A 20,737-nucleotide genomic window follows, 5' to 3' on the forward strand; every position below is an offset into this window, starting at 1 on the left:
GAAACCTTCTAATTAAATTAATTACGCAGTACCGAGATCAGGCTGATCAGGGCGGTTAGCATTCCAGTTACTGCCGACACTTCCAGGAAGTTTACTCCCCGACGGCCACCCAAGGGTGCTTCCGGGACAATGATCCGGGAACCCGGCCTGACAGAAGGATAGTTCCGGAAAAATAGGAAGCGTCGCGTTTTACGGTTGATGCCATTGCTGTACTGCACATAGGCTTTTTTGAGGTTGCCGCCATCTGTAGCCCCACCTGCGGCCGATATATACGACATAAACCGCCGTCCCTGATAACTTACGATCTGGGGATTGAACACCTGCCCCATCACTTCAACAAAAGGATCGTTGCGCGGAATAAAAACACTGTCCGAGGGCAGCAACAGGAAGGCCTGTTCTTTTCCTTGAAACAAGTTGGTACCAACCCGCAGTCCGTTGCGGTAAACCTGTACATTGGAAGCCGAGGCAAGCGGGGTAATGCCGCCAGCGCGGGACAGGAGTTCCTGAACCGTTTCGTTGCGGCGTTCCAGCACATAGTCGCCGGGGTAAAGCACCTCACCGCGCAGCCTTACCGAACCTAGGCTATGATAATTGAGCAGGCGGGGCACAAAAATATGATCAAGCGGTTGCAGGGTATGGGCAGCAGCCTGTCCGCCGGGTTGCAGGGTACTGTCCACCTGAAGCGCAATTACCTGCATCAGTTGGTTGGCCAGGGTATCGGCTTCATTGCGCACCAGCCGTGACACTTCAACGCGATGCAGGGCCGCATCGGGCAGGTAGCCACCTGCCATCAGGATTGCGTCTTCTACTGTCATTCCCGGGTGATAAGTTACGGACCGGGGCTGTTGTACACTGCCGGCTATCGTTATCACCTGCATCACTTGCAGATTGTCTTTAGACGCTATAAAAACGGAATCGTCTTTTTGTAACCTGATATCTCCCTGTCCACGCATTACCTGTGCTGGATTGAAAGGAATCAAGCTTCTTTCGGTTTCAGCACCATTCCGGCGCCTGATAAAGGCACGGGTGGTAAATGCATCTTCCCGCAACCCATTGGCCCTTTCCAATAATGCTTTTACAGTAAGATTGTCTGTCAACTCAAAATCTCCGGGCCGGGCAACAGCCCCCTGCAGGTGAATGCGGTTGGCGAAGCGCACCTGCAATTTTTCAAAATAAACGGAGTCGGCATTGCGTGGTATAAAATAGGCAAAATCAGCCTGCGCAACATCGCGGAACCGGCGCTCCGACTGATTTAACTGCGCAACCTTGGCAACAGTTTCTTGTGCCGAGTCGGCGGTGCCGCCAGCATAGGCCAGCAGGTCGGAAAGGGTTTCCTTTTCCAGCAGCTCGTAAATAGCAGGTCGCTTTACCGCACCTGAAAGTGCCACTCTTTTTGTATAAACGGGGAAACGAATAACATCCTGATCTTCCAGGCGAATATTGTTATTCAGGATACCTTTTGCAAGGAAACTGTAGAAGTCAATCTCGGCCACTACCCTATTGCCCCTGATCAGTTCAATGCGGCGCAACGAGCCATTAGTGGTGGGGCCACCTGCCAAGTATAAAATATTAAAAAGACTGGAAAGCCCGGAAACACGGTAAGTACCCGGGTTAGCGGCTTCACCAATCACGGTAATCCCAATAGAGCGCACATTGCCCAGGCTAACATTTAGCTGGGTACGGCCGCTGGCCAGTGCAGGATATACATTCAGCAACTTGCTTCGGATGCGCTGGCGGGCAGCATCCACGCTTAGGCCATTCAGTTGTAAAAAACCGGCATGGGGTATTTCCACCCTTCCGTCGCGGTCTACCACCCGGCTTATAGACCGTTCGTTCATCCCTGTTACATCGATATTGAGTTCATCGCCTGGGCCTAAAACATAGTTTCCGGGAGTGCTGGTATTAAAAGCCGGTTCGTAACTAACACCAGTGCGGCTGAAAAACTCGTAACCAAAATAAGGATTGGGTTTGCGGGGAATAGGCACCTCTTTCACCCAGTTGCTGTCGCGTTCAAAACGTGCGGTATCGGCATTGCGGATGGCATTGGGATTATTCACCCGTGCCCCACCCTGCAAACCGCTGAGTCTTTTTTTCAGGGCACTTATCTCTGTAGCCGACATGCCCCGCTGCACCAGCAGGTTCATAATATCAGCTTCCGACATGCCTGCGCTTTGCCCCTGTTTTACCAGTTGCATCAGCTGATCGTCGGAGAGGTTAAGGTTATTGCCGCGCTGTGCGCCTCCAGCCAGCTGTATCAACAGCAAGCAGGCCAAAACAAGGAAGCGCAGCAATGAGGTATTGAATTTCATATTGTTCAAAGGGACAAAAGAGGCGCAAATATCGGTATTACCGGGTTAATAAGCGTTCTGGTCACCCCTCAAAATATTAATAACAGTTTGTAATATGATCTGGCAGTCAAACCAAAACGTCCACCGGTGGATATAGTACAGGTCATAGTCCACCCGCTGCTGCATGGCGCCGGCCCTGCGGGTTTCGCCTCGGCAGCCGTTTACCTGGGCCCAACCGGTAATGCCGGGCCGCACAATATGGCGGAGCATATAATTATCTACCGTGTGCATGGAATCTAAATTGAGTTGAGTAGGATGCGGCCGGGGGCCTACAACGCTCATAGAGCCCAGCAGCACGTTCCAGAACTGGGGCAGCTCGTCCATATTGGTTTTGCGCAGCAGTTTACCAATTTCCGTTACCCTGGGGTCATCTTTAGTAGCCTGCTGGTATTCGCCCTGCGCATTCACCTCGGTTGCGCCCGTAGCCATGGTGCGAAACTTATAACAGGTGATTTTTTTGTTGTTTACGCCCCACCGTTCCTGCTTGAATATTACGGGGCCACTTGAAGTGAGTTTAATCAGCAGTGCAATCAGGGGCATGAGCCAGCTGCCTACAAACAAAAAGAAAAAGGTGGCAAAAAACACATCGAAGATCCTTTTCAACAGCTGGTTTTCATATTTATCCAGTGGCAGCTCGCGGATGGAAATCACCGGCTGCAGCCCGATATTGTTTACTGTAGCAGCTGCGGAGCCCAAGTGCTGCATATCGGGAATGATGCGGGCCTTGGTGCGGTATTGGTCGCATACATCCACGCAGTCGCGGATCTTTTCGTGTTCAAAATCGGGAAGCGCAATGACCACTTCGTCTACCTGCTGTTTTGCCAGCACGGAACCCAGTCCTTTTACGCCTCCTTTATAGGCACATCCGTTGAGGGCTACCGCATGGTCATCGAGGTAGCCCACACATTTATACCCATAATAATAATACTGCTTGATGGTATCGTAAAAGTGGCGAGCCGAAGGGGTAGCGCCTACAATCAGCAGGTTTTCGTGGAGCTTGCCATGGAAAATAGCGGCATGCACCATTTTGCGTAGCAGGTATTTTTGGATGGTTACCAGCACAAAAAGCAAGGCGGTCATCAGGGCCAGGAAACGGGCATTTAGCGGCAGGCTATAGCGGAAATAAAATGCCAGCGCACTTAATGCAAAAAGGTAAACCACAAGGGTGTACAATATAAAGACGATCTCTTCAGCAAATTTATTGGACCTGCGGTCCCGGTACAGGTGGGTCAGCGAACCAATGATGTACCACAAAAGGGTAGCAAAGAACAGGAAAAGGACACTGCTCCAGAAATAGGCTTCCTGGTGCCCCCAGCAGAGGAGCGCAAGCAGAAATGCCATACTTACCATGGGTAAGTCCAGCACGTACTTCAGCAGTTTAAATCCTTTAAGTGTCTTCACCATCATGGCATCAGCTCGCTTGCTTTCCTAATCTTTGTTTCAGGAGCATGGGTACAATCCGGGGTGCTTCCACCAGGTAGCGCCGCCACATCCTTTTGGGTTCCTTTTGCAACCTGTAAAACCATTCGGCACCCGCTTTTTGCATCCATTCGGGTGCCCGCTCTATCATGCCGGCAGTCACTTCAAATGCGCCTCCAACACCCACCATCACTTTGGCGTTCAGGCGGTGGAAATTTTCGGCAATCCAAAAATCCTGCTTGGGCGCTGTAAGGCTCACCCATAAAATATCAGGCGCCGCTGCGTTGACGGCAGCAATCATTTTATCATTTTCTTCCGCACTAAAGCGGCTCATCATTGGGGGCACATAGATACCACAAATTTGGGTACCCGGGTTTGTGGCCTCCAGATGGCGGGCAAGGCTGGCTCCTACCCCTTCCTTTGCGCCCAGCAAAAACATCCGGTGGCCTTTTGTAGCGGCACGGGCAGCATACTGGGGCAAAAGGTCGAGCCCGGTAACCCGGCCTTTTAATTTTTTACCTAAAAAACGGGCAGACCACAACAGCGGTACGCCATCACAAAGGGTGAGGTCGGCTTCATTATAAATACGACGGAGCGCTGCATCGGTGTTGGCCCAAACCACACAGTTCACCGGCGTAACACAAACCCTTTTCTTTTGGCCACTGGCAATCCACTGGTCAAATAGATCCATGGTTTCGGCCAGCGAAACATTGCTGATGCCCGTACCGGCAATCAAAATTTTGGGTGCGGTGGTTTCGTTCATGGTGTAAGCGAGGGTAGCCTTTTGCTGGGAGCACCGGCTTGGGTGTTTAGGTTCATCTGGTACACTTCACTAATGTGCTGCAAGTGCGGAAGTACAGAAAAATGGGTTTCGTAGTACCTGCGGGCTGCCATAGACAAGGTATTGCGTTCCTCGAGGGACATTTGCTCCAGCAGCTCTACCTTGTCAGCAAGGGTGTTACCAGGTTGGTCATCCCGATACAAAAACCCAGTGATGCCATCTTGTATTAACTGGCGGGTAGCTACCGATTCCTGGGCTATGCAAATAAGGCCTGAAGCTATCGCCTCCAGAATACTCAGCGGCATGCCTTCTTTCCAATGCGAAGTAAAAACCAGGGCCCTGCAATTGCTTAACTGAAACTTCATATCACCGGGACTGAGCAAACCCAGGTAAGAAATAGACCCAACGGCTGAGCGCTTAACCAAATCCTGCAGCGAACCGGCACCTGCAATATGCAAGGGTGCAGTAATATCCTTCCATGCCTTCAACAAACCAGCTATGCCTTTTTCAGGCTCCAGCCTGCAGGCAGCCAAGTAATGACGGCCCCTAAGTTCATAGCCTTTATAAGCAGTATCGGAAATGAAGTTGGGCTTAAAATAAATTTTTGCAGCATCAATACCCTGATGCAACAGGTATTCCCGCATCAGCGGGTTGATAATAACAAACTGGTCCACGGCCTTTTGCCAGGAGCCCAATAACCGGTGTAGCCGCAGCGATGCAGCCAGTAGAGCCGACTTCATCCGCGACTGCTGAAAACACCGATGCCGGATACCGGCTTTGAACGATTGCTGGTCATCGCACACCGTGCAGGTAACACCATCGCGGAAAAAAAGGGCGTTCAAACAAAACAAACGGTAGTTGTGGATGGTAGCCACTACCCTTGCTCCCGCATGGCGGGCAGCCCAGAGTACCGAAGGTGATGCCTGGTAAAAACTATTGTGCACATGCACTACCCGGATATTATGTTGCCGGATGGTGCGGAAAACCTTTAGGTAGGCTTTGCAGTTGAACAGGAGCCCGGAAAGGAGTTTCCATCCTTTAAAAGGATCCCGTTCTTTGGAAGGATTGTGAAAGTATAACTCCTTAACCATGGCACCTGCCTGCCGCAAGGCAGCCACTTCGTGCTGTACCACGGCGTCCTCGCCCCCGCGAAGGCGATAATAGTTGTGTATGATCAGGATGTTCTGTTGGTTCATAAGTCAGGCAATACTCCTGAACAATTCCGCCAGTTCGCCGGCGGCCTTCTGCCAGGAGAAATGCGAAAGCCGGGCCTTGCCGGCCTGTTTCATCTTTTCTGCCAAGGCAGGGTTCGAAAGTACAGTAGATATTTGGTCCGCCAACGCATCTGTGTCTTTAGGGTTAAAGGTCAGCACCGCATCTCCGCCAATTTCAGGCAGGCAGGAATTATCGGCCACCAGCACCGGCACACCATGGGCAAATGCTTCCAGCACCGGGATGCCAAACCCTTCGTTCAGCGATGGGAAGACATAAAGGGAAGCATGGCCGTAAAGCAGGGACAGATCGGCATCGGGCACATAACCGGTTAGCACAATCCTTTGGGTAAAAGGCGACAGTCTTATGGCGGCAAGTATCTGCTCCCGATCGTTAATATGTTCTTTATCGTTGAGGCTGCCTGCCAGTACCAGGCGCATATCGGGAAAGCGGCTGGCCACCTGGTTGAAAGCACCTATCAGTAATGGGATATTCTTCCTTTTATTGAGCATCCCAACATGGAGGATATAAGGATGTTGTCTAATGCCCCAATCTGTCAGTTTGCGGGTAATTTCTTCCGGCGAAAAGGAACTTTTTGGAATCGATTTTGGGGCTTCGTAAACCGGTACCAGCTTCTGTGCCGGCAGCTGCAGCCATTGCTCCAGCTTTTTTTGTACATGGATTGAAGGCACTACAATATGGCTGCACTTTTTTGCCGCCGGAACAGTTACCCGGTGAAAAAACTTCAGGAACAATGGGCTGTAATGTTCCGGGTCTTCAAAAAAGAAGGCGTCGTGAAAAACGGTTACTGTTTTAAAACCGGGGCGGAAAAAAGGCACATGGTAGTCGGTAGTAAACAATACATCGCAGCGGCGCCACCAGGCTTTCAGGGGCAACACCACCTGCTTCCAAAAATGCAGGTTCAGGTGCTCGGCAAGGCGCAGGTACCGGTGGTTGCCGAGGTAAGCAGGCACCCTGGTGTCCAGCAGTACCAGCTCAATATCTGCTTTCTGTCTATTTTTAAAAGCCCTGACCAGCTCCTCCAGGTAAGTTTTCTGGCCGCTGATGGCGGTTCTTAAATCCCTCGTATCAATACCCAACCGCAATGGCTTCCGCATGTACACGCTTCGTTTTAACCTGCATATTTACCAACAATCCCGACAAAAACCATAACAGGTAACTAATGTATATGTAGGACTCCACTTCTGAAGTAAAAAGCGGAATGATCAGGCCCACCCGCGACAAAAACAACATCAGTCCAAGTCGGGCTTCCTTCCCGTTACTGTTGCGAAAGGCAAGAATCCCGTTCCAAATAACTGTTACGTAAGCAGCAGCATACAACGCCACCCCCACAAATCCTAACTGAACGCCAATGATAATCAACTGGTTTTCGCCACCGATATTTTCACCAAATGCGCCGGAAACGCGTCCTGAGGTACCAAGTCCCAAACCAAAAGGGTTGGCAATCATGGCCTGAATGCCATCAATCCATTCCAGCAGGTGGCTCATGCTGGAAGTATCGGCAAACTGGATGGTTTCCAGAACCCAACCGAGGATGTCGCCCTTGATCCAAACCATCCAGGCCAACACCCCAACGCCTATCATGGCATTGATGCCCATTAGCCAGCTGCGCTTTCCTGCGGCAAAGGCATATACGTACAACATGATAAAATAGCCGACAAAGGATGCCCTTGAAAGTGCAAAAGCAATAGACAGCAGGGTTGCCAATGCAGTCACGATCAGCAAGGGAGAAAGCCTGAACCTACCCAAGCGCTTGTAGCTGAGGGCAAAAATAGCCGATGCTGAAATAAGGGTTGCAGCAGCATGTTCCAGCGGCATGGAATAAAAGCTGGCAAATCGTTTATGACCGGACCCTGTTTCAAAGGTCCAGGTAAGTCCGAAATTACCTGCAGGCTCCATGTTGAAGAAGTTCAGGTTGTAGTCAGCATACCCGGTATGTTGCTGCAGGTGTTCGCCCGAAAGTGCTTCATATGCCACCAGGGCACCAGCGACAATGGTTACCACACAAATATAAGACAGCCATTTGCGCAGGTTTATTTGGCCAGGATCCACCAGCCTTCCGGCAAAATAGACGACCGGGAAAAAAGCCAACCCTTTGAAGGCCAATAACCGCTCCTTGAAACTAAATCCCGATGGCACAAAAAGGTACAGCGCAGCATACGCCACATACAGGATCAGAATCCAGTCGGTAGTTGTTGGCTTAAACCGGCGGTTTAGTTGCCATACAATAACAGCCAAAGCCACCACAACCATTAGCTCTTTGGTAGCCTGCAGCACCGGGATATAAGTTCCCAGCCCCAGCATATAGCTAACAGAAAGGCTGGTAAAGTAAAGCGGAAGGGCAAAAACGATGAAGGCCATCAGCCCTGCGGCATTGCCCCGCAGCAACTGCCGGAGGCCTGCAACAAAAGCACTGGCAAAAAAAAAGGGGAATATGGCCACCAGTAACTCCATTGCTTAAGCCAATCCAGCCTCCTCGTGCGGAGCCGCCACCCGCAGATAGCTTACTCCTGATGGGTCTTGTATTTGACCTTTGATGCCATCCTTCATGGCACGAAGCACAGCCCTGAATTTAGGCGTGCGGCCCCGGAGCAGGAAATAGCCCATCAGCGCAAAGATGTATGCGCCATTTGCCAGCACTACGGTTGGCAACAGGTACCAGGCGCTATACTTCTTCAACATCCAAATCCTGTTGCGTAGATTATAATAATACACAAAGGGCTGCACCGTATTTTTTTGTCCTTCTTTTTTACCCGAAGCTCCTGCAATATGGTAAATAGCCGAAGCCGGCACATAGGCCAGCCTGTATCCCAACTTCCTTAAACGGAACGACAGGTCTACATCTTCAAAGTAAAGAAACATGTTAGGGGCAAAAAGCCCGGTGCGCCGCAACACGCTGGTGCGTATCAGCATCGCGCAACCTGAAATCCAATCGACCGCACAAGGCTGCTGAAAGGCAGGTTGATCTTTTTTGTTCAACCCGCGGGTATAGGTAAAACCCAAAACCTGGTTGTAATACGAACCGGCACTCCACAACAGTTGGGGGTCATGGTGAAAATATATTTTTGGCTGCACCGCGGCCGTTTCAGGGTGGGTATCTAGGTACCGGACCAAAAGATTCAAAAACCCATTCGCTACATAAGTATCGTTATTCAGGAGCAACACCATTTCATAGCCCTGCTCTAGTGCGTATACCAGCCCCAGGTTGTTGCCCCCTGTAAAGCCTGTATTTACCTCCGAACGTAGTACCACTGCCTCCGGGTGGGCAGCCTCCAACTGCTCACCAGAGCCATCGGAAGAACCATTGTCTACCAGCACTACATCAAAATCGGTACACCCGCTGGCCTGCAGGGAAAGCAGGCAGTGGTGGGTAACCTCAAAACCATGCAGGTGGATGACAATAATAGCAACACGTTTAAGCGGCAAGACGCACCTCCTTCTTGTTGCGGTACAGAAAAAATGTATAGAAACCCAATGCGGCGGCTTCAACAATAAAGGGGTACCAGCCAATGTAGTTGGTACCCGCTACTTTAATGATCAGAAGGGATGCAGTTATGGTAACCAGGGTTAACAGGATTGCGATCCGGAAAATCTGGTTGTAACGGTGCTGCACCAGCATTTCCAAAACATTTAAGGTATTGAGTGCAGCCAGCAGCGGCACCCAGCAAATTGCCTTTACCAGGGAAGCAGACCGGGGTTCGGCAGTACCCGAAAATACCCACACCACCTGGGATGGGAAAAGGTATAGCACAAGGGCAACCAAGGTAAACAGTACGGTGAGCAAGGTATTGATTTGCTTTTTGCGCTGGCGCGCTATAGCTGGGTCCACTATAGCTATTTGAACGGCCCTTGGAAAAAGCGCATTGGAAAATGCAATCAGCACCAGGCGAAAACCCCAGATAATTTTATCAATAATGGCATATCCAGCCAATACCAGTGGGCTAGCTGCTGCCGATAACACGAACAAGAAAAAAGACTGTTGGAGCTGAACCGCGAGGTTGTTACCGGTCAGAGGCATGTTTTTACGCAACATTTGCCACATGCCAGCAACTCCCTGCCATTGCCAATGTAACTGGTATTGTCGGAACAAAACTATATTCAGAACCATATAGGCCAACAGAGCCGGAAGGCCAAGCAGCAGATTAACCAAGGGTGCATCGGCAGCGCCATTGACAAACACCAAAACTAATAAGGCTGATACCAGTTTCGCAGCCAGGTTCGCCATATTGAATGGAAGCAGGTTTTCCTGTCCATTGAAAAAGTACAATGGGTTGAGCGCTTCCGCAACCACCAGCACAAAGGCAGGAAGAATGTACGTAAAATATGGTGGCGCCAGCAGGTATACCATAGGCAGGCAGCCAACAACGGGCAGCAACAACAGCAGGCGCAGCAGCATGGTTTGGGTGAAGAGCACCGAAAGAGCATGGCGATCACCTCTTAAAGATGTCACAGCCTGGACGCCGGAAATGCTTGTACCAAAGTTGACCAGCAGGCCAGCAAGGGCCGCAAAGGAGTTGGCCACCACCACTAGCCCAAAGGCTTCCAGGCCGGTATTGCGGATGATGAGCGGAAACAGCAGGAGTTGCAACAAGGCATTGGACACCTGAATCATGCCCAGATGCAGAAAATTGGTTGCAATACTTTTAGCTTTTACCATTGAAGCCGAACGCCACATCATCTGCCGTTTTCTCTGGGGAAAGCTTATTTAAACTCCATAGCAGTTACCCGCACATTGTCAATCGACCAGCTTTTTTCGCACAGCGGCAGTTCCAAACGCATCTGGTCGGTGAAGGATACGCGGGCCCTGTGAAAATTATGGAAATGGAAAAGATCCACTTTATACAAGGTGGTACCATTCCCCGATGCTGCCGGGGTGCAGGCACCCGGAAGCCCTATTACCCAGGAATTTCCCTTTGCGGGAAAAGGATTAACACCTGCCTCATAATTCAGCGGAAAGCTTTGGGGCAGACCCGCAATATTGGAAAAGGTGGTAAAGATGGGATAAGAACCATCCACCTCCAAAACCCAATAATCGGGCAGGCTATGTCCAGGAGGTATTTGGTTACCTGTCCAGTTATCATGAATATAAAGGTCAAACTCAATCTTGATGCGATTATGCAGGGGCATTGTATCAATGGTAAACTGCACATACTTACCATTGTTGAATGGGCCCAGCACCTTATTGCCATTGTAAGTGGTGATCTGGTTGGAGCTAACCCTTCCGCTGCGGTCCGAAATTTCAATATCCAGCAGGTTGCCGCTTTCAAAATCATTGAAATAAACCGGCTTACGCTCTGTCAGGTTCTTAGTGCAGGAGAACAAAAACAGCAAGGCAGCAATTGGGAAAACTAGTTTTTGCATACAATCAGAACCGGTAGCGAACACTGAGCTGGCTGGCAATATTGAGGTATTCGTTGCCTGCTGCGAAATAATAGTTGGGACGGGCTTCTACCACAATCCACTGGTGGTTGAGGCTGCGGATCATACCTAAATTACCATGCAGGCTAATGGGACCAAAATCCCAATCTGCTTTAAGGGTAGTGCCTATTTGCACCCAGTGGCGGCGGAAATCACCGAGGTAGGTCATGGCGGCGTAGTAGTAGTCGGAATTGTGTTTCAACCGTTCAAGTTGAATACCAACTCTTTTTTGTTTTTTAATCCAGCTAATATCAATTATTTGGCTATTGCCGCCTGGCCCGATACCAGCGCCAAGGGATTTGCCCAAATGGGTGTAGCCTTGTAGTACATGGGAATGTGTGTACCAACTGGCGCCTGGGGCAAGCAAGTCAGCCCGGTTGAGCTGTAGTTGCGTGATCTCTGCTCCCAACATGATAGCACCGGCATGTGGATTGATGGGCTGCAACTTACGCAGGCCCAAAACAAAGCCAGAGCGCTGTGGCTTATTATCGAGTGCGTTCCAAGGCATGGCAGCCTTGTTTTGACGGCCATATTCCAGGTAAACTTCAGCCTGCTCTTTATTCAATAAGTATCGCAAAGAAAAGCTTCCTAAAGACGCCTTCAAGCCTTTCCTTTCAGCACCGGTAAGCTCAGCTCCCAAGATCCCTTGCAGGGGCAGAATGTCCAACGGTGATAGGATATCGGAAGGGTACAGATAGGATGCCTTGGCTATTCCCAGGCTGATTCCTTTAACCCACCGGGGTTGCCATTGCAGGGTTATACCGGTGATGTAACGGTTTTGAAGATTTTTATCCAGATATAAGAACTGTCCATCAAAAGCCGTATACCGCCTGGGAGGCATTACACCAGATTCCGCTAATACTCCGGATATGAACTCGCCTTCGATTTTACCCCACCTGGTTTGTATGGCCTTGTTGGTAGCAACCGAAAAGTGCAGAAATCCTGGTGCATTGCTACTCAGAACCAAAGCATTGCGATATCCTGGGCCCCACCACTTGCTTTCGGTGGAAATGCTAAAGTTGAGGTTTGCTTTGGAGTATCTCAAATAAGACTGCCCGGGTAAAAACTTTCGGTATGGCGTTGCAGCCATACGCTCCGGAATGTCGGTAACGTTATACTTAAAAAGAAAATAGTCGCGCCATAGTTGTGGATTCAACTCCTGGCTCATGGTTTCAAATGGCTGGTTCTGGGCCCCTACCCATTCGGGCATCAATTTTAGCTGAACACCGCTTTTATGCGTTATCCTAAAGCCGCCACTTACCTGGTACTGCATTCCTTTTGCCGGCACCATCGATCCCAAATTATAATCAAATGGCAGTTCGCTGTTGTGATGGTAAGTAAGCGTTACCGGCATCAATGCCAATTCAAACCCATTTCGCCTGATGCTGCTACTGACCTTGCGTGGTGTATCTGAATACAATAAAGCTGTATGCGCATTTACCAAACCTGCACTGGCTATCGAATCAGCACCAACTAACTGCTGATAACGTGATAGCTCTTGAAACCTAGCAATAAGTGCTGATTGAGCCTTTGCTGCAGATGTAAAAAAAAGAAGGGAATAAAAACAAAGAAGGCGAACCAAGGATTTTTAATTAAAATTGTAATGTATGCCCGTAGCTAACAGCAGCTGGGTAACATTTTGGCCGTGTTCCCAGCCGTAATTCATGCTGCGTACTATTTGAACCTGGCCAAACAAGTATAGCTGGCGAAACAACCTGCCATGCCTGGCAGTTAATTGGTAATCGTTCCAATAGATGTTTTGAAAAAGCGGATACCGTTGAGCCTGTTGGAAAAGGAAGCTGGTTCGTTGGAGGCCTTTTTGAAAGGCGACCTGTAAGGTTTGGGTATTGGAAGCAAATGCACTTCCCATCACCTGGTTTTGATGGGTGTATCCCTCAAATATGCCACCATGCTCATACCAATTTCCAGCTCCCCTGACAAGGCGGTCGGGAGATTCAGAAAGTTGCGCAACCTCAAAACCGATTTCCAGTAATGTACTATCGGATAACACAAATCCTTTCCGGAAGCCCACAAGGTATGCTGCTGCATGGGGCAAATTGAGCACAAAATCACGGGTATTGGCTTTATAATCGTTATAACCAAACTCAGAATATACTTCAGCCTTAGCTTTCCGAAACTGCCACCTGAAAAATATTGAAGCCAGTTGGTCGGTGTTCATAAGGTCATCATCAGATGCATTATTCTTTTTGGCTGCCTTAAGTAAAATGGGCAGATACTTGTTCAGGAAATTACCGCTTGAAGCAGAAACATCCTTTTTATATTGCTGTATGGCCCGGGTCACCCCTACGCTCAACCCTTTTATGAACTTAGGCTGGTAACTAAATACGTAACCATTCAGGTATCTATCCGCAGGCATATGGGTTTGGTACTGCAACCATTCGTTGTCAAACGGACGTGTGGAATCGCTAGACAGAATTCCCCCGATCAAACTAAATTCAAAACTCCCGATTGGCGTTTTGAAAGGCCTTGTAGTGTGCAATTTTGCATGTAAAAATCCTGGAGCCTGATTGGTCATCAGCAAGGAGCCATGAACACCTGGCCCCCACCACAAATTTTCAGTTGACACACTTACCGCAAATGGACCTGCGTGAAGTCCGGCATCGGATTGCCCGGCAAATATTTTACGGTAGTTGCCTTTCGTTGCCCCCCCAAAAAACGGTGCATTTTTATAAGGCGGATTACCGGCATAAACAAATTCGGGGTTTAGTTGCACCTGCAAGGGGCCCAATCTGCCATACAAACCTGCAGAAAGCATGGTTTGATAACCTTTAGCAGGTATCATAGCGCCATCATTGGCGAAAATTGGATGATGGGTAACTTCCTGTTGCTTCCATGCTATCGGAAGTAAACCAAAGTATATGTTGCGGCTACGCGATAACCTGAAGTTGCCAAGAACAAGACTGCGTAAAGTTTCGGAAGAATCAAGGGATGCCAACCCAAGTGGACGGCTTACCATGTTACTGCTGTCCTTGCTTTGATTGGTAATTTGCGCTGTTCGCAATAGCTGCTCACCCCAAGAACCTACAGGCAAAGTTTGCCCCCAGGCGGTACCACAGATCAAAAAAGAAAAGCCTAAAAGCAGTCCCTTCACAAAATGTTGCTTAATTGATTTTGGCTTTAGCCCTTTGATCAATGAGTTCAAACGGTGAATTATTACTGATAAATTCCGGAACAAGCAATTTCATCCGCGATACTACTTCAAGTTCAGACCCCATTTCGGCAGCTACAGTAATAAGTTCATCTATGATTCGCTTACTGTATTCATAATCCAACTGCCGGGTTTTTGCAATCATTATTTTATCATGATAAGTGGGCAGAGTATTTTCGGCATTACAGAGCAATTCTTCGTAAAGTTTTTCGCCAGGACGCAGACCAGTAAAACAAATCTCAATATCCTTGTCTGGTTGAAAACCACTGAGTTTGATCATTTTTCGGGCCAGGTCCAAAATTTTCACGGGACGGCCCATATCAAATACAAAAATTTCGCCCCCTTTGCCCATAATAGCCGCTTCCATTACCAACTGGGAGGCTTCTGGAATAGTCATAAAGTAGCGGGTAATTTCCGGATGGGTAATGGTGATAGGCCCACCAGAAGCAATTTGTTGCTTAAAACGAGGAATCACCGAACCGTTGGAACCAAGTACATTGCCAAACCGGGTTGTAATAAAACGGGTTCGCGAATGCCGATGATACTGGCAAAGCGATTGAACATAGATTTCGGCAATTCGCTTTGAAGCCCCCATCACATTAGTTGGGTTAACAGCCTTATCTGTAGAAACCATAATAAAGCGTTTTACACCATGCCGCAGCGATTCGTCGGCCAGGAGGCAGGTGCCTTTAACGTTGGTCAAAATAGCTTCCGATGGATTGTTTTCCATTAAAGGCACATGCTTGTAAGCGGCAGCATGAAAAACTATTTCGGGACTGTAATTAGTAAAGAGGTGTTGAAGCCTGCTTGCATTGCGTACATCACCGATACAACATATAAAATCATGAAAAGCAAATTTCTCTTTGAGCTCAAGAGAAAATTCATGCAAAGGCGATTCAGCAATATCCAACAATATTAATTTAGAAGGATTAAACTTGAGTATTTGCCTTACAAGCTCACTACCAATTGATCCGGCAGCCCCGGTAACCAAGATTACTTTTCCGTGCAATTCCAGTGAAAGAAGATCATTTTTCACTTCGATGGCCTCCCGCTCCAGTAGGTCTTCAATGTTCAACTCCCGGATATCGGCAGCTTTCAACTCACCGGTGCCCACACCATTCACCATCTGCACGCCCATTGTTTTTACACCCAGTTGCAAACAATCTTCCATTATTTGCTGCTTCCGCTCTACCGACAATTTTGGAAGCGCCAAAACCAAGGTATCGATGTGGTGCGCCTCAATAAGCTCGTTTAGTTGCGAACTGTGAAACACAGGTACACCATCTAATTTCCGTCCTACCTTATAATGGTTGTCGTCAATAAAGCCAGATACATGCGCAGAAAGATTTTTATTAGAGGACAAAATGCGCTTGGCTGCAATTCCTGTTTCAGAAGCACCATACACGAGTGCTTTGCGGCTGGCATTAGGCCGGCTGCTCAGGTAAGAAAAAGATGATTTAACCGAAAGTCGATAGCTTATGAGCAGGAAGTTGGCAATAAAAAAATTTATAAATAGCACTGATACCGAAACATCACCAATATTCATGGATTGATAAACCCAGCCAAAACAATGGGCAATAGTCACAGCGGCAGTAATTCTTAATGCATCCTGTAAACCAGTAAACCGCACCATGCCGGCATAGGTTTTCATCACCAAGAAAGTAACTATGTGCCCCAAGAGGTAATACCCAACAACCTGGTTAAATTGTTCAATCCATATAGCTTCCACCTTCAGGTTAAAACGAAGAAAATAAGAGACAAGAAGTGATATCAGCAGTATGCCTATATCAAGCAACATAATCACCCACCTTGGAATGATCCGCTCTTCAATCAAGCTATATACCCAGTATTCAACTCTTTGTTTCATAAACAAGGGTCTTTATCTTAAGAACGATTTATATTCGGAAGTGAGGTTTAAAAATTAGCTCAAAATCCAGTTGGCAAATCGTACCTTATTAAGTGAATTGGTTCCTATCAGCTTTAATAAACACAGGAGTTCAGGTCCGGTAATTTAAATGCTGCAAATACCAGTTTCGAGTTTTGAGAAGAAAGGAGGATAGATTAAGCATCATTAACAGTCAGTTTAGTTTGGTTATTTCATTTGGTTCGTACTATAATACATTATGAAACTCAAGCCCATTTACGCCTGTGTAGCGCTTTTATGGTCTTTGTTTTGTAAACCTATGCTACTTGGCGCCACCAATGGCGTGCAAGCAAAATTATGATAAAAAAGAAGGAAGCTAAAAATGCTCCTATCACCATCCAAACAATTTTGCTGGGTTTATCCTGAACCAATGGGTAACTACTATGATCAACAATTTCAATAGTTGGCGTTTCCTGGTTAAGGATTGTTTTTGAAAGTTCTAGGTTTTTAACTACTTCAGTGTATATGGCAGTGACTGTTGCTTTTTCCCGGGTTTTTATTTCAGGAGCAGCGGTGGCAGCTCGTAAACCGGGGTTGATGTCGAGCAATGATTGTTGACTTGCAGCAGCATTATAAGTGCGCACGTTCAGTAAACCTTCCAAACTATCAGCTCTTTTCTGAAGGCTTCTGACATTGGCAGCCTTTAATTTAACCTTCGAGCTGACATATTTTTGGATTGCTAATGCTACAAGCCGGTCATTAAATACTTGGCACAGTTCTTCATCCCGCATTACCGCCCTGACTTCTACAAAGGTTGCTTTTTTATCTGGGCGTGTTACTGAAAGTTCATTCTTAACTACTCCTTCTGCAATCTTTTGCAACAGGCTATCGGCCACCCGATCTGACTTTTGTGTATCGGTAGTATCAAAAAGGACTTCTCGTCCATTAAATTTCTTCTTCCATTTGTCCTTTAAACCGTACACCTGTGCATACCGGTCAGCTAAGGTTTGGTTTCCGTCACCATAGTTTGATAGTAAGGTTTCCTGAACCAGACTCTGACTCCTTAAAAACAGAAGAATATTATCACCAGAAAAAACCCCTCCACCCGAAGATCCCCCAAGGTCTACACCAAACTGCCCTGCAAGGGAGGCTAGCCCGCCACCTCCGCTTTTACTTTCCTCTACAACAAAAGTTGTTCGGGAAATATATTTTGTTGTTTTAAAATAAGCCAGTGTAAAGCCTAAACCTGCACCAATAAAACCAACTAGGAATATTTTAAACCAGTGTTTTCCCAAATATCGGACCGTGCTACCTATTTGCGTTAGTATTTCTTTCAAACTTATTTCTGACGCCTTTCCCTGATTTTCCATAAACAAAGGATGCATGAAATTATGGACATGCAGTCCGGCCTTTTCTTTTGTCTAAATTAATATAACAGTTAATCTTAGGCAGAGCTTCGCCACCTGAGCCCCAAAATGCTAGGCCGCCGGAAGTGATTTGCTTCCGCTTAAAGCAAAAACTTAATTGACCAATAGCAAAAAAAGCCAATAGCTCCCATAAAGCAAAAACCAAAATTACCGGGAGATCAGCGAAAAGGCTGTAACCATTGCAGTTAATGCAGAGATCAACACCCCTGCCTTTGCTAGATCAAAACCTTTCCTTTCTGGTTTTGCCGGAACAAATACCTGTGAACCAGGTGTTACTTTTGGATAGTTGGGAAAGAGTCCGAGTACCATCCTGCGCTTGGCCGAACTGCCATTGGGATAAATTACAAAAGTGCGCGCCTTTTTACCATTGGCAGTTACACCGCCGGCATCATCGATATAATCCCGCATGCTTTTACCCCGCTCATACATAATATCGAGGGGCTTGAACACCTCGCCTGCTACCCGCACAGTATTATTGATTCGCGGTATGATAAGTTCATCGCCTTCTTCAAGGGTAATATCATCGGCACTTCCCGGGTGTTTTAAAATAAACCCTAGGTTGATGGCTACTTCGGTGGTTCGTTTATCAGTAATGTTCCTATCATCAACGGTTGTATCTTTAGATACCGACTGAAACAACCTTTTGATCTCAGCCGTATCAACCTTCTCCTTCCTCATGCGAACAAGTTTTGCACCATCTACATTGGCGGTGTACAACAAGCCTCCCGACCGGTTAATGAGCGAACTCAGCCGCTCCTCCCTGCTTTGCAGCGTGTAAACAGCAGGCATCAGCACTTCGCCGCTTACCGTTACGCTGATTTGCTTCTTGTAAAATGGATCTTCTTTGATAGTTACGATGTCGAAAGGCTGGAGGATCACATCCTGAGAACCCTTGCTGAGCTCCTTGGTATCATCAATGCGGATGATTTCAACAATAGAAGCGCCGGGTTTTACAACATCCATATCACGCTTGCGGCGGGAAACTTCTATACCCATGCCTGTTGCGTTTTCTGAAAAGCCATCGGCTTTCAGGATGAGTGACTTCAGCGAGAGGCTGTCTTCAAAACGGAAGGTACCGGGTTTGCGTACCGCACCATTGATGGTTACGGTAGCGGAGTCGCGCAGATCGAAAATGCTGGCGATCCGGATACTATCCTCCCGCTGCAGTTGCAGGCCGTCACTCAATCCATTCATGATGGGTTTGAGTTCGACATCTATATATTGCTTTGAAAGATCAGGGCGGGTGCGCACCAGGATGGCGCGACCTGTAAATACGTCTTCCTTCAAACCCTGTGCTTTTTCAATGAGTTGTCTCAGGTTCATGCCATTGCTGAGGGCATAAGGACCGGGCTTGAATACAGCACCGCTGATCACCACGCGGTTCTGGTACCGGCTGATTACGGAATCGATAAAAAACTCATCGCCATTGAAAGGCTGGAAAGTTTTCAAAGAATCGCCTGCAACGTCCACTACCATGCGCTCCAGTTCAGCAATGCGCGTACCGGTAATACGGCCCCTGAAGGCAGCGCTCTTAAAACCACCTGCAAACTGAAGTGCATCGTAAAGGCTTTCCCTTTGCTTCATTTCAAAAATGCCCGGCCGGTTTACCAGGCCATTAATGGTTACCAGTGTTTCGGCAAATGGCACGCGGATCACATCATTGTCTTCCAAACGCACATTGCCACTAAGGTCACCCTTTACAAGAAAATCATACAGGTCTGCATTGGCAACCTTCTTATTTCCCCTGATCAGTTCAATATTGCGGAGCGACCCGTTTTCCGCAGGGCCACCGCTAACATACAAAGCATTGAATAGGCTTGCAAGAGAGGGCAAAGTATAGGTGCCCGGACGTTTGATGGCACCAATCATAATCACCCGGATGCTGCGAATACTGCCAAGCGACAAATTAAGCTTGGTAGCACCGGAATTAAGCCCGGGATAATACCGCACTAGGCGGCTGCGAATGCTGGCAGCGGCGGCTTCTACGGTAAGGCCGTTTACATACACCACACCTGCATACTTCACGTTTACGGTACCATCTGGCGAAACCTTCAGGGTTTGTTGCGACATATTGAGTCCGTAAACATTCAGAATCAGTTCATCGTCAGGACCAACTATGTAATTTTTAGGCGTAGCCATCCGCATGTCCGGCTCAAAGGAAAGATCCTGACTGGTAAACAGTTCAGCGCCAAAAAGCTTTGATTTGGTGGCAAAATATCCTTCCTTCTCAAAGTCGGGTTGTTTTACTTTGGGAGCAGTGCGCTTGGTATTCGTTGGCTTTTTTTCCTCTACCTCAGAATCCTCTTCCTGCTGGCTTGTTCCACCCTCCAACTCTGCAGCCCTTTGTTTCAGGATGGCCAGTTCAGATTGCGGAAAACCACGGCGCAGCATTTCGTTGCCGATTTCATCAATGGTGTAATTGCTTTGCTTTGCCTGTGCCAGCAACTGGCGCAATTGGGTATCTGAAATCTGACTTGCCGTATAGTTACTTAAATCAGCAGGAAGTTGTTGTGCCTGTGCAGCAGAAAGAAAAAAACATAAGATTACCAGTAGAAAGCTCTTGAGCATATTCATATTCCAATGGATTTTTTATCCATTAACCACCAGCTGGCTTCTTTTTTTAGTCCAGTTTTGGCTAAGTGATGTAAACACAAGGAACCGGGAAAAGGCCAGCATACCCTTGGGCCGCAAAGGTAATGGTTCAAGGCAAATAAGCTTCATATATAAAATTACTAATCAGCATACTATCGCTCAGGAAGCACATCCTGCCGTTGAACTATCACATCTGCCTGTTTAAACAAATTCACCTTTAATCAATCTGGTGTATTGGCCTAAAGACCATGCAGCGGTGGAAATGGGCATCGGTCTAAAAAGCAAAGTACTTTCCTCAGGGTTACTTATATGATTTTACCTAGGCCGTTTGTAGGATAAGAGGTAGGGAAAAGAACGCATGGTTGCAAAATCATTGGCCTTGTGTAGGGGCATAAAAAAAGCCTCTGAAATTCAGAAGCTTTTTTGTGATCCGGCTGGGACTCGAACCCAGGGCCCATACATTAAAAGTGTATTGCTCTACCAACT

At 47.8% G+C, this 20,737-nt stretch carries 14 protein-coding genes; all 14 read right to left on the reverse strand.

All coding sequences use genetic code 11. The features are described 5' to 3' along the window. Positions 1-17: 17 nt before the first annotated feature. The 14 genes from BUE76_RS17020 to BUE76_RS17085 all read right to left on the reverse strand — a co-directional run bounded on the left by BUE76_RS17020 (position 18) and on the right by BUE76_RS17085 (position 20,233). Positions 18-2,309, reverse strand: coding sequence for an SLBB domain-containing protein (locus BUE76_RS17020; RefSeq protein ID WP_073043021.1), 2,292 nt, complete (start codon positions 2,307-2,309; stop codon positions 18-20). Between the two features lie 45 nt (positions 2,310-2,354). Then, a complete protein-coding gene (locus BUE76_RS17025; RefSeq protein WP_073043023.1) occupies positions 2,355-3,755 on the reverse strand; it encodes an undecaprenyl-phosphate glucose phosphotransferase in 1,401 nt (466 codons plus the stop codon). A gap of 4 nt (positions 3,756-3,759) precedes the next feature. Then, positions 3,760-4,530: a WecB/TagA/CpsF family glycosyltransferase gene (locus BUE76_RS17030; RefSeq protein ID WP_073043025.1), complete on the reverse strand. Its 771-nt coding sequence runs from the start codon at positions 4,528-4,530 to the stop codon at positions 3,760-3,762. After that, positions 4,527-5,744, reverse strand: coding sequence for a glycosyltransferase family 4 protein (locus tag BUE76_RS17035; protein WP_073043027.1), 1,218 nt, complete (start codon positions 5,742-5,744; stop codon positions 4,527-4,529). Before BUE76_RS17035 ends, BUE76_RS17030 begins: the two co-directional genes overlap by 4 nt. Positions 5,745-5,747: 3 nt before the next feature. Continuing rightward, the gene (locus BUE76_RS17040) at positions 5,748-6,878 is read right to left on the reverse strand and encodes a glycosyltransferase family 4 protein (protein WP_083596506.1); all 1,131 of its coding nucleotides are present in this window, start codon (positions 6,876-6,878) and stop codon (positions 5,748-5,750) included. Further along, positions 6,850-8,235 carry an O-antigen ligase family protein gene (locus tag BUE76_RS17045; RefSeq protein WP_073043031.1) on the reverse strand — a complete coding sequence of 462 codons (1,386 nt, stop codon included), beginning with the start codon at positions 8,233-8,235 and terminating at the stop codon, positions 6,850-6,852. The genes BUE76_RS17040 and BUE76_RS17045 overlap by 29 nt, the downstream gene beginning before the upstream one ends. Positions 8,236-8,238: 3 nt before the next feature. After that, entirely contained in the window at positions 8,239-9,207 is a 969-nt protein-coding gene (locus BUE76_RS17050; protein WP_073043033.1) for a glycosyltransferase family 2 protein, read from the reverse strand. Further along, entirely contained in the window at positions 9,197-10,459 is a 1,263-nt protein-coding gene (locus BUE76_RS17055) for a lipopolysaccharide biosynthesis protein (protein ID WP_083596508.1), read from the reverse strand. The genes BUE76_RS17050 and BUE76_RS17055 overlap by 11 nt, the downstream gene beginning before the upstream one ends. Before the next feature lie 23 nt (positions 10,460-10,482). Next, positions 10,483-11,142, reverse strand: coding sequence for a hypothetical protein (locus tag BUE76_RS17060; RefSeq protein WP_143157294.1), 660 nt, complete (start codon positions 11,140-11,142; stop codon positions 10,483-10,485). 4 nt (positions 11,143-11,146) lie between these two features. Further along, a complete protein-coding gene (locus tag BUE76_RS17065) occupies positions 11,147-12,553 on the reverse strand; it encodes a capsule assembly Wzi family protein (RefSeq protein ID WP_073043039.1) in 1,407 nt (468 codons plus the stop codon). 234 nt (positions 12,554-12,787) lie between these two features. Further along, positions 12,788-14,362: a capsule assembly Wzi family protein gene (locus BUE76_RS17070; protein WP_143157295.1), complete on the reverse strand. Its 1,575-nt coding sequence runs from the start codon at positions 14,360-14,362 to the stop codon at positions 12,788-12,790. Then, positions 14,322-16,235, reverse strand: a complete 1,914-nt coding sequence (locus tag BUE76_RS17075; protein ID WP_073043043.1) for a polysaccharide biosynthesis protein — start codon at positions 16,233-16,235, stop codon at positions 14,322-14,324. Before BUE76_RS17075 ends, BUE76_RS17070 begins: the two co-directional genes overlap by 41 nt. Positions 16,236-16,549: 314 nt before the next feature. Continuing rightward, positions 16,550-17,602 carry a hypothetical protein gene (locus BUE76_RS17080; protein WP_143157296.1) on the reverse strand — a complete coding sequence of 351 codons (1,053 nt, stop codon included), beginning with the start codon at positions 17,600-17,602 and terminating at the stop codon, positions 16,550-16,552. A gap of 204 nt (positions 17,603-17,806) precedes the next feature. Continuing rightward, positions 17,807-20,233, reverse strand: coding sequence for an SLBB domain-containing protein (locus BUE76_RS17085; protein WP_073043048.1), 2,427 nt, complete (start codon positions 20,231-20,233; stop codon positions 17,807-17,809). Positions 20,234-20,737 lie beyond the last annotated feature (504 nt).

Source organism: Cnuella takakiae (assembly GCF_001953305.1).
Taxonomy (GTDB): Bacteria; Bacteroidota; Bacteroidia; order Chitinophagales; family Chitinophagaceae; genus Flavisolibacter; species Flavisolibacter takakiae.

Coding starts and splice junctions, on each gene's coding strand:
- BUE76_RS17035 (WP_073043027.1), bottom strand. CDS start 5,744: ATGAACCAACAGAACATCCTGATCATACACAACTATTATCGCCTTCGC.
- BUE76_RS17065 (WP_073043039.1), bottom strand. CDS start 12,553: ATGCCGGTAACGCTTACTTACCATCACAACAGCGAACTGCCATTTGAT.
- BUE76_RS17025 (WP_073043023.1), bottom strand. CDS start 3,755: ATGATGGTGAAGACACTTAAAGGATTTAAACTGCTGAAGTACGTGCTG.
- BUE76_RS17045 (WP_073043031.1), bottom strand. CDS start 8,235: ATGGAGTTACTGGTGGCCATATTCCCCTTTTTTTTTGCCAGTGCTTTT.
- BUE76_RS17040 (WP_083596506.1), bottom strand. CDS start 6,878: ATGCGGAAGCCATTGCGGTTGGGTATTGATACGAGGGATTTAAGAACC.
- BUE76_RS17085 (WP_073043048.1), bottom strand. CDS start 20,233: ATGAATATGCTCAAGAGCTTTCTACTGGTAATCTTATGTTTTTTTCTT.
- BUE76_RS17055 (WP_083596508.1), bottom strand. CDS start 10,459: ATGATGTGGCGTTCGGCTTCAATGGTAAAAGCTAAAAGTATTGCAACC.
- BUE76_RS17075 (WP_073043043.1), bottom strand. CDS start 16,235: ATGAAACAAAGAGTTGAATACTGGGTATATAGCTTGATTGAAGAGCGG.
- BUE76_RS17020 (WP_073043021.1), bottom strand. CDS start 2,309: ATGAAATTCAATACCTCATTGCTGCGCTTCCTTGTTTTGGCCTGCTTG.
- BUE76_RS17030 (WP_073043025.1), bottom strand. CDS start 4,530: ATGAACGAAACCACCGCACCCAAAATTTTGATTGCCGGTACGGGCATC.
- BUE76_RS17080 (WP_143157296.1), bottom strand. CDS start 17,602: ATGGAAAATCAGGGAAAGGCGTCAGAAATAAGTTTGAAAGAAATACTA.
- BUE76_RS17060 (WP_143157294.1), bottom strand. CDS start 11,142: ATGCAAAAACTAGTTTTCCCAATTGCTGCCTTGCTGTTTTTGTTCTCC.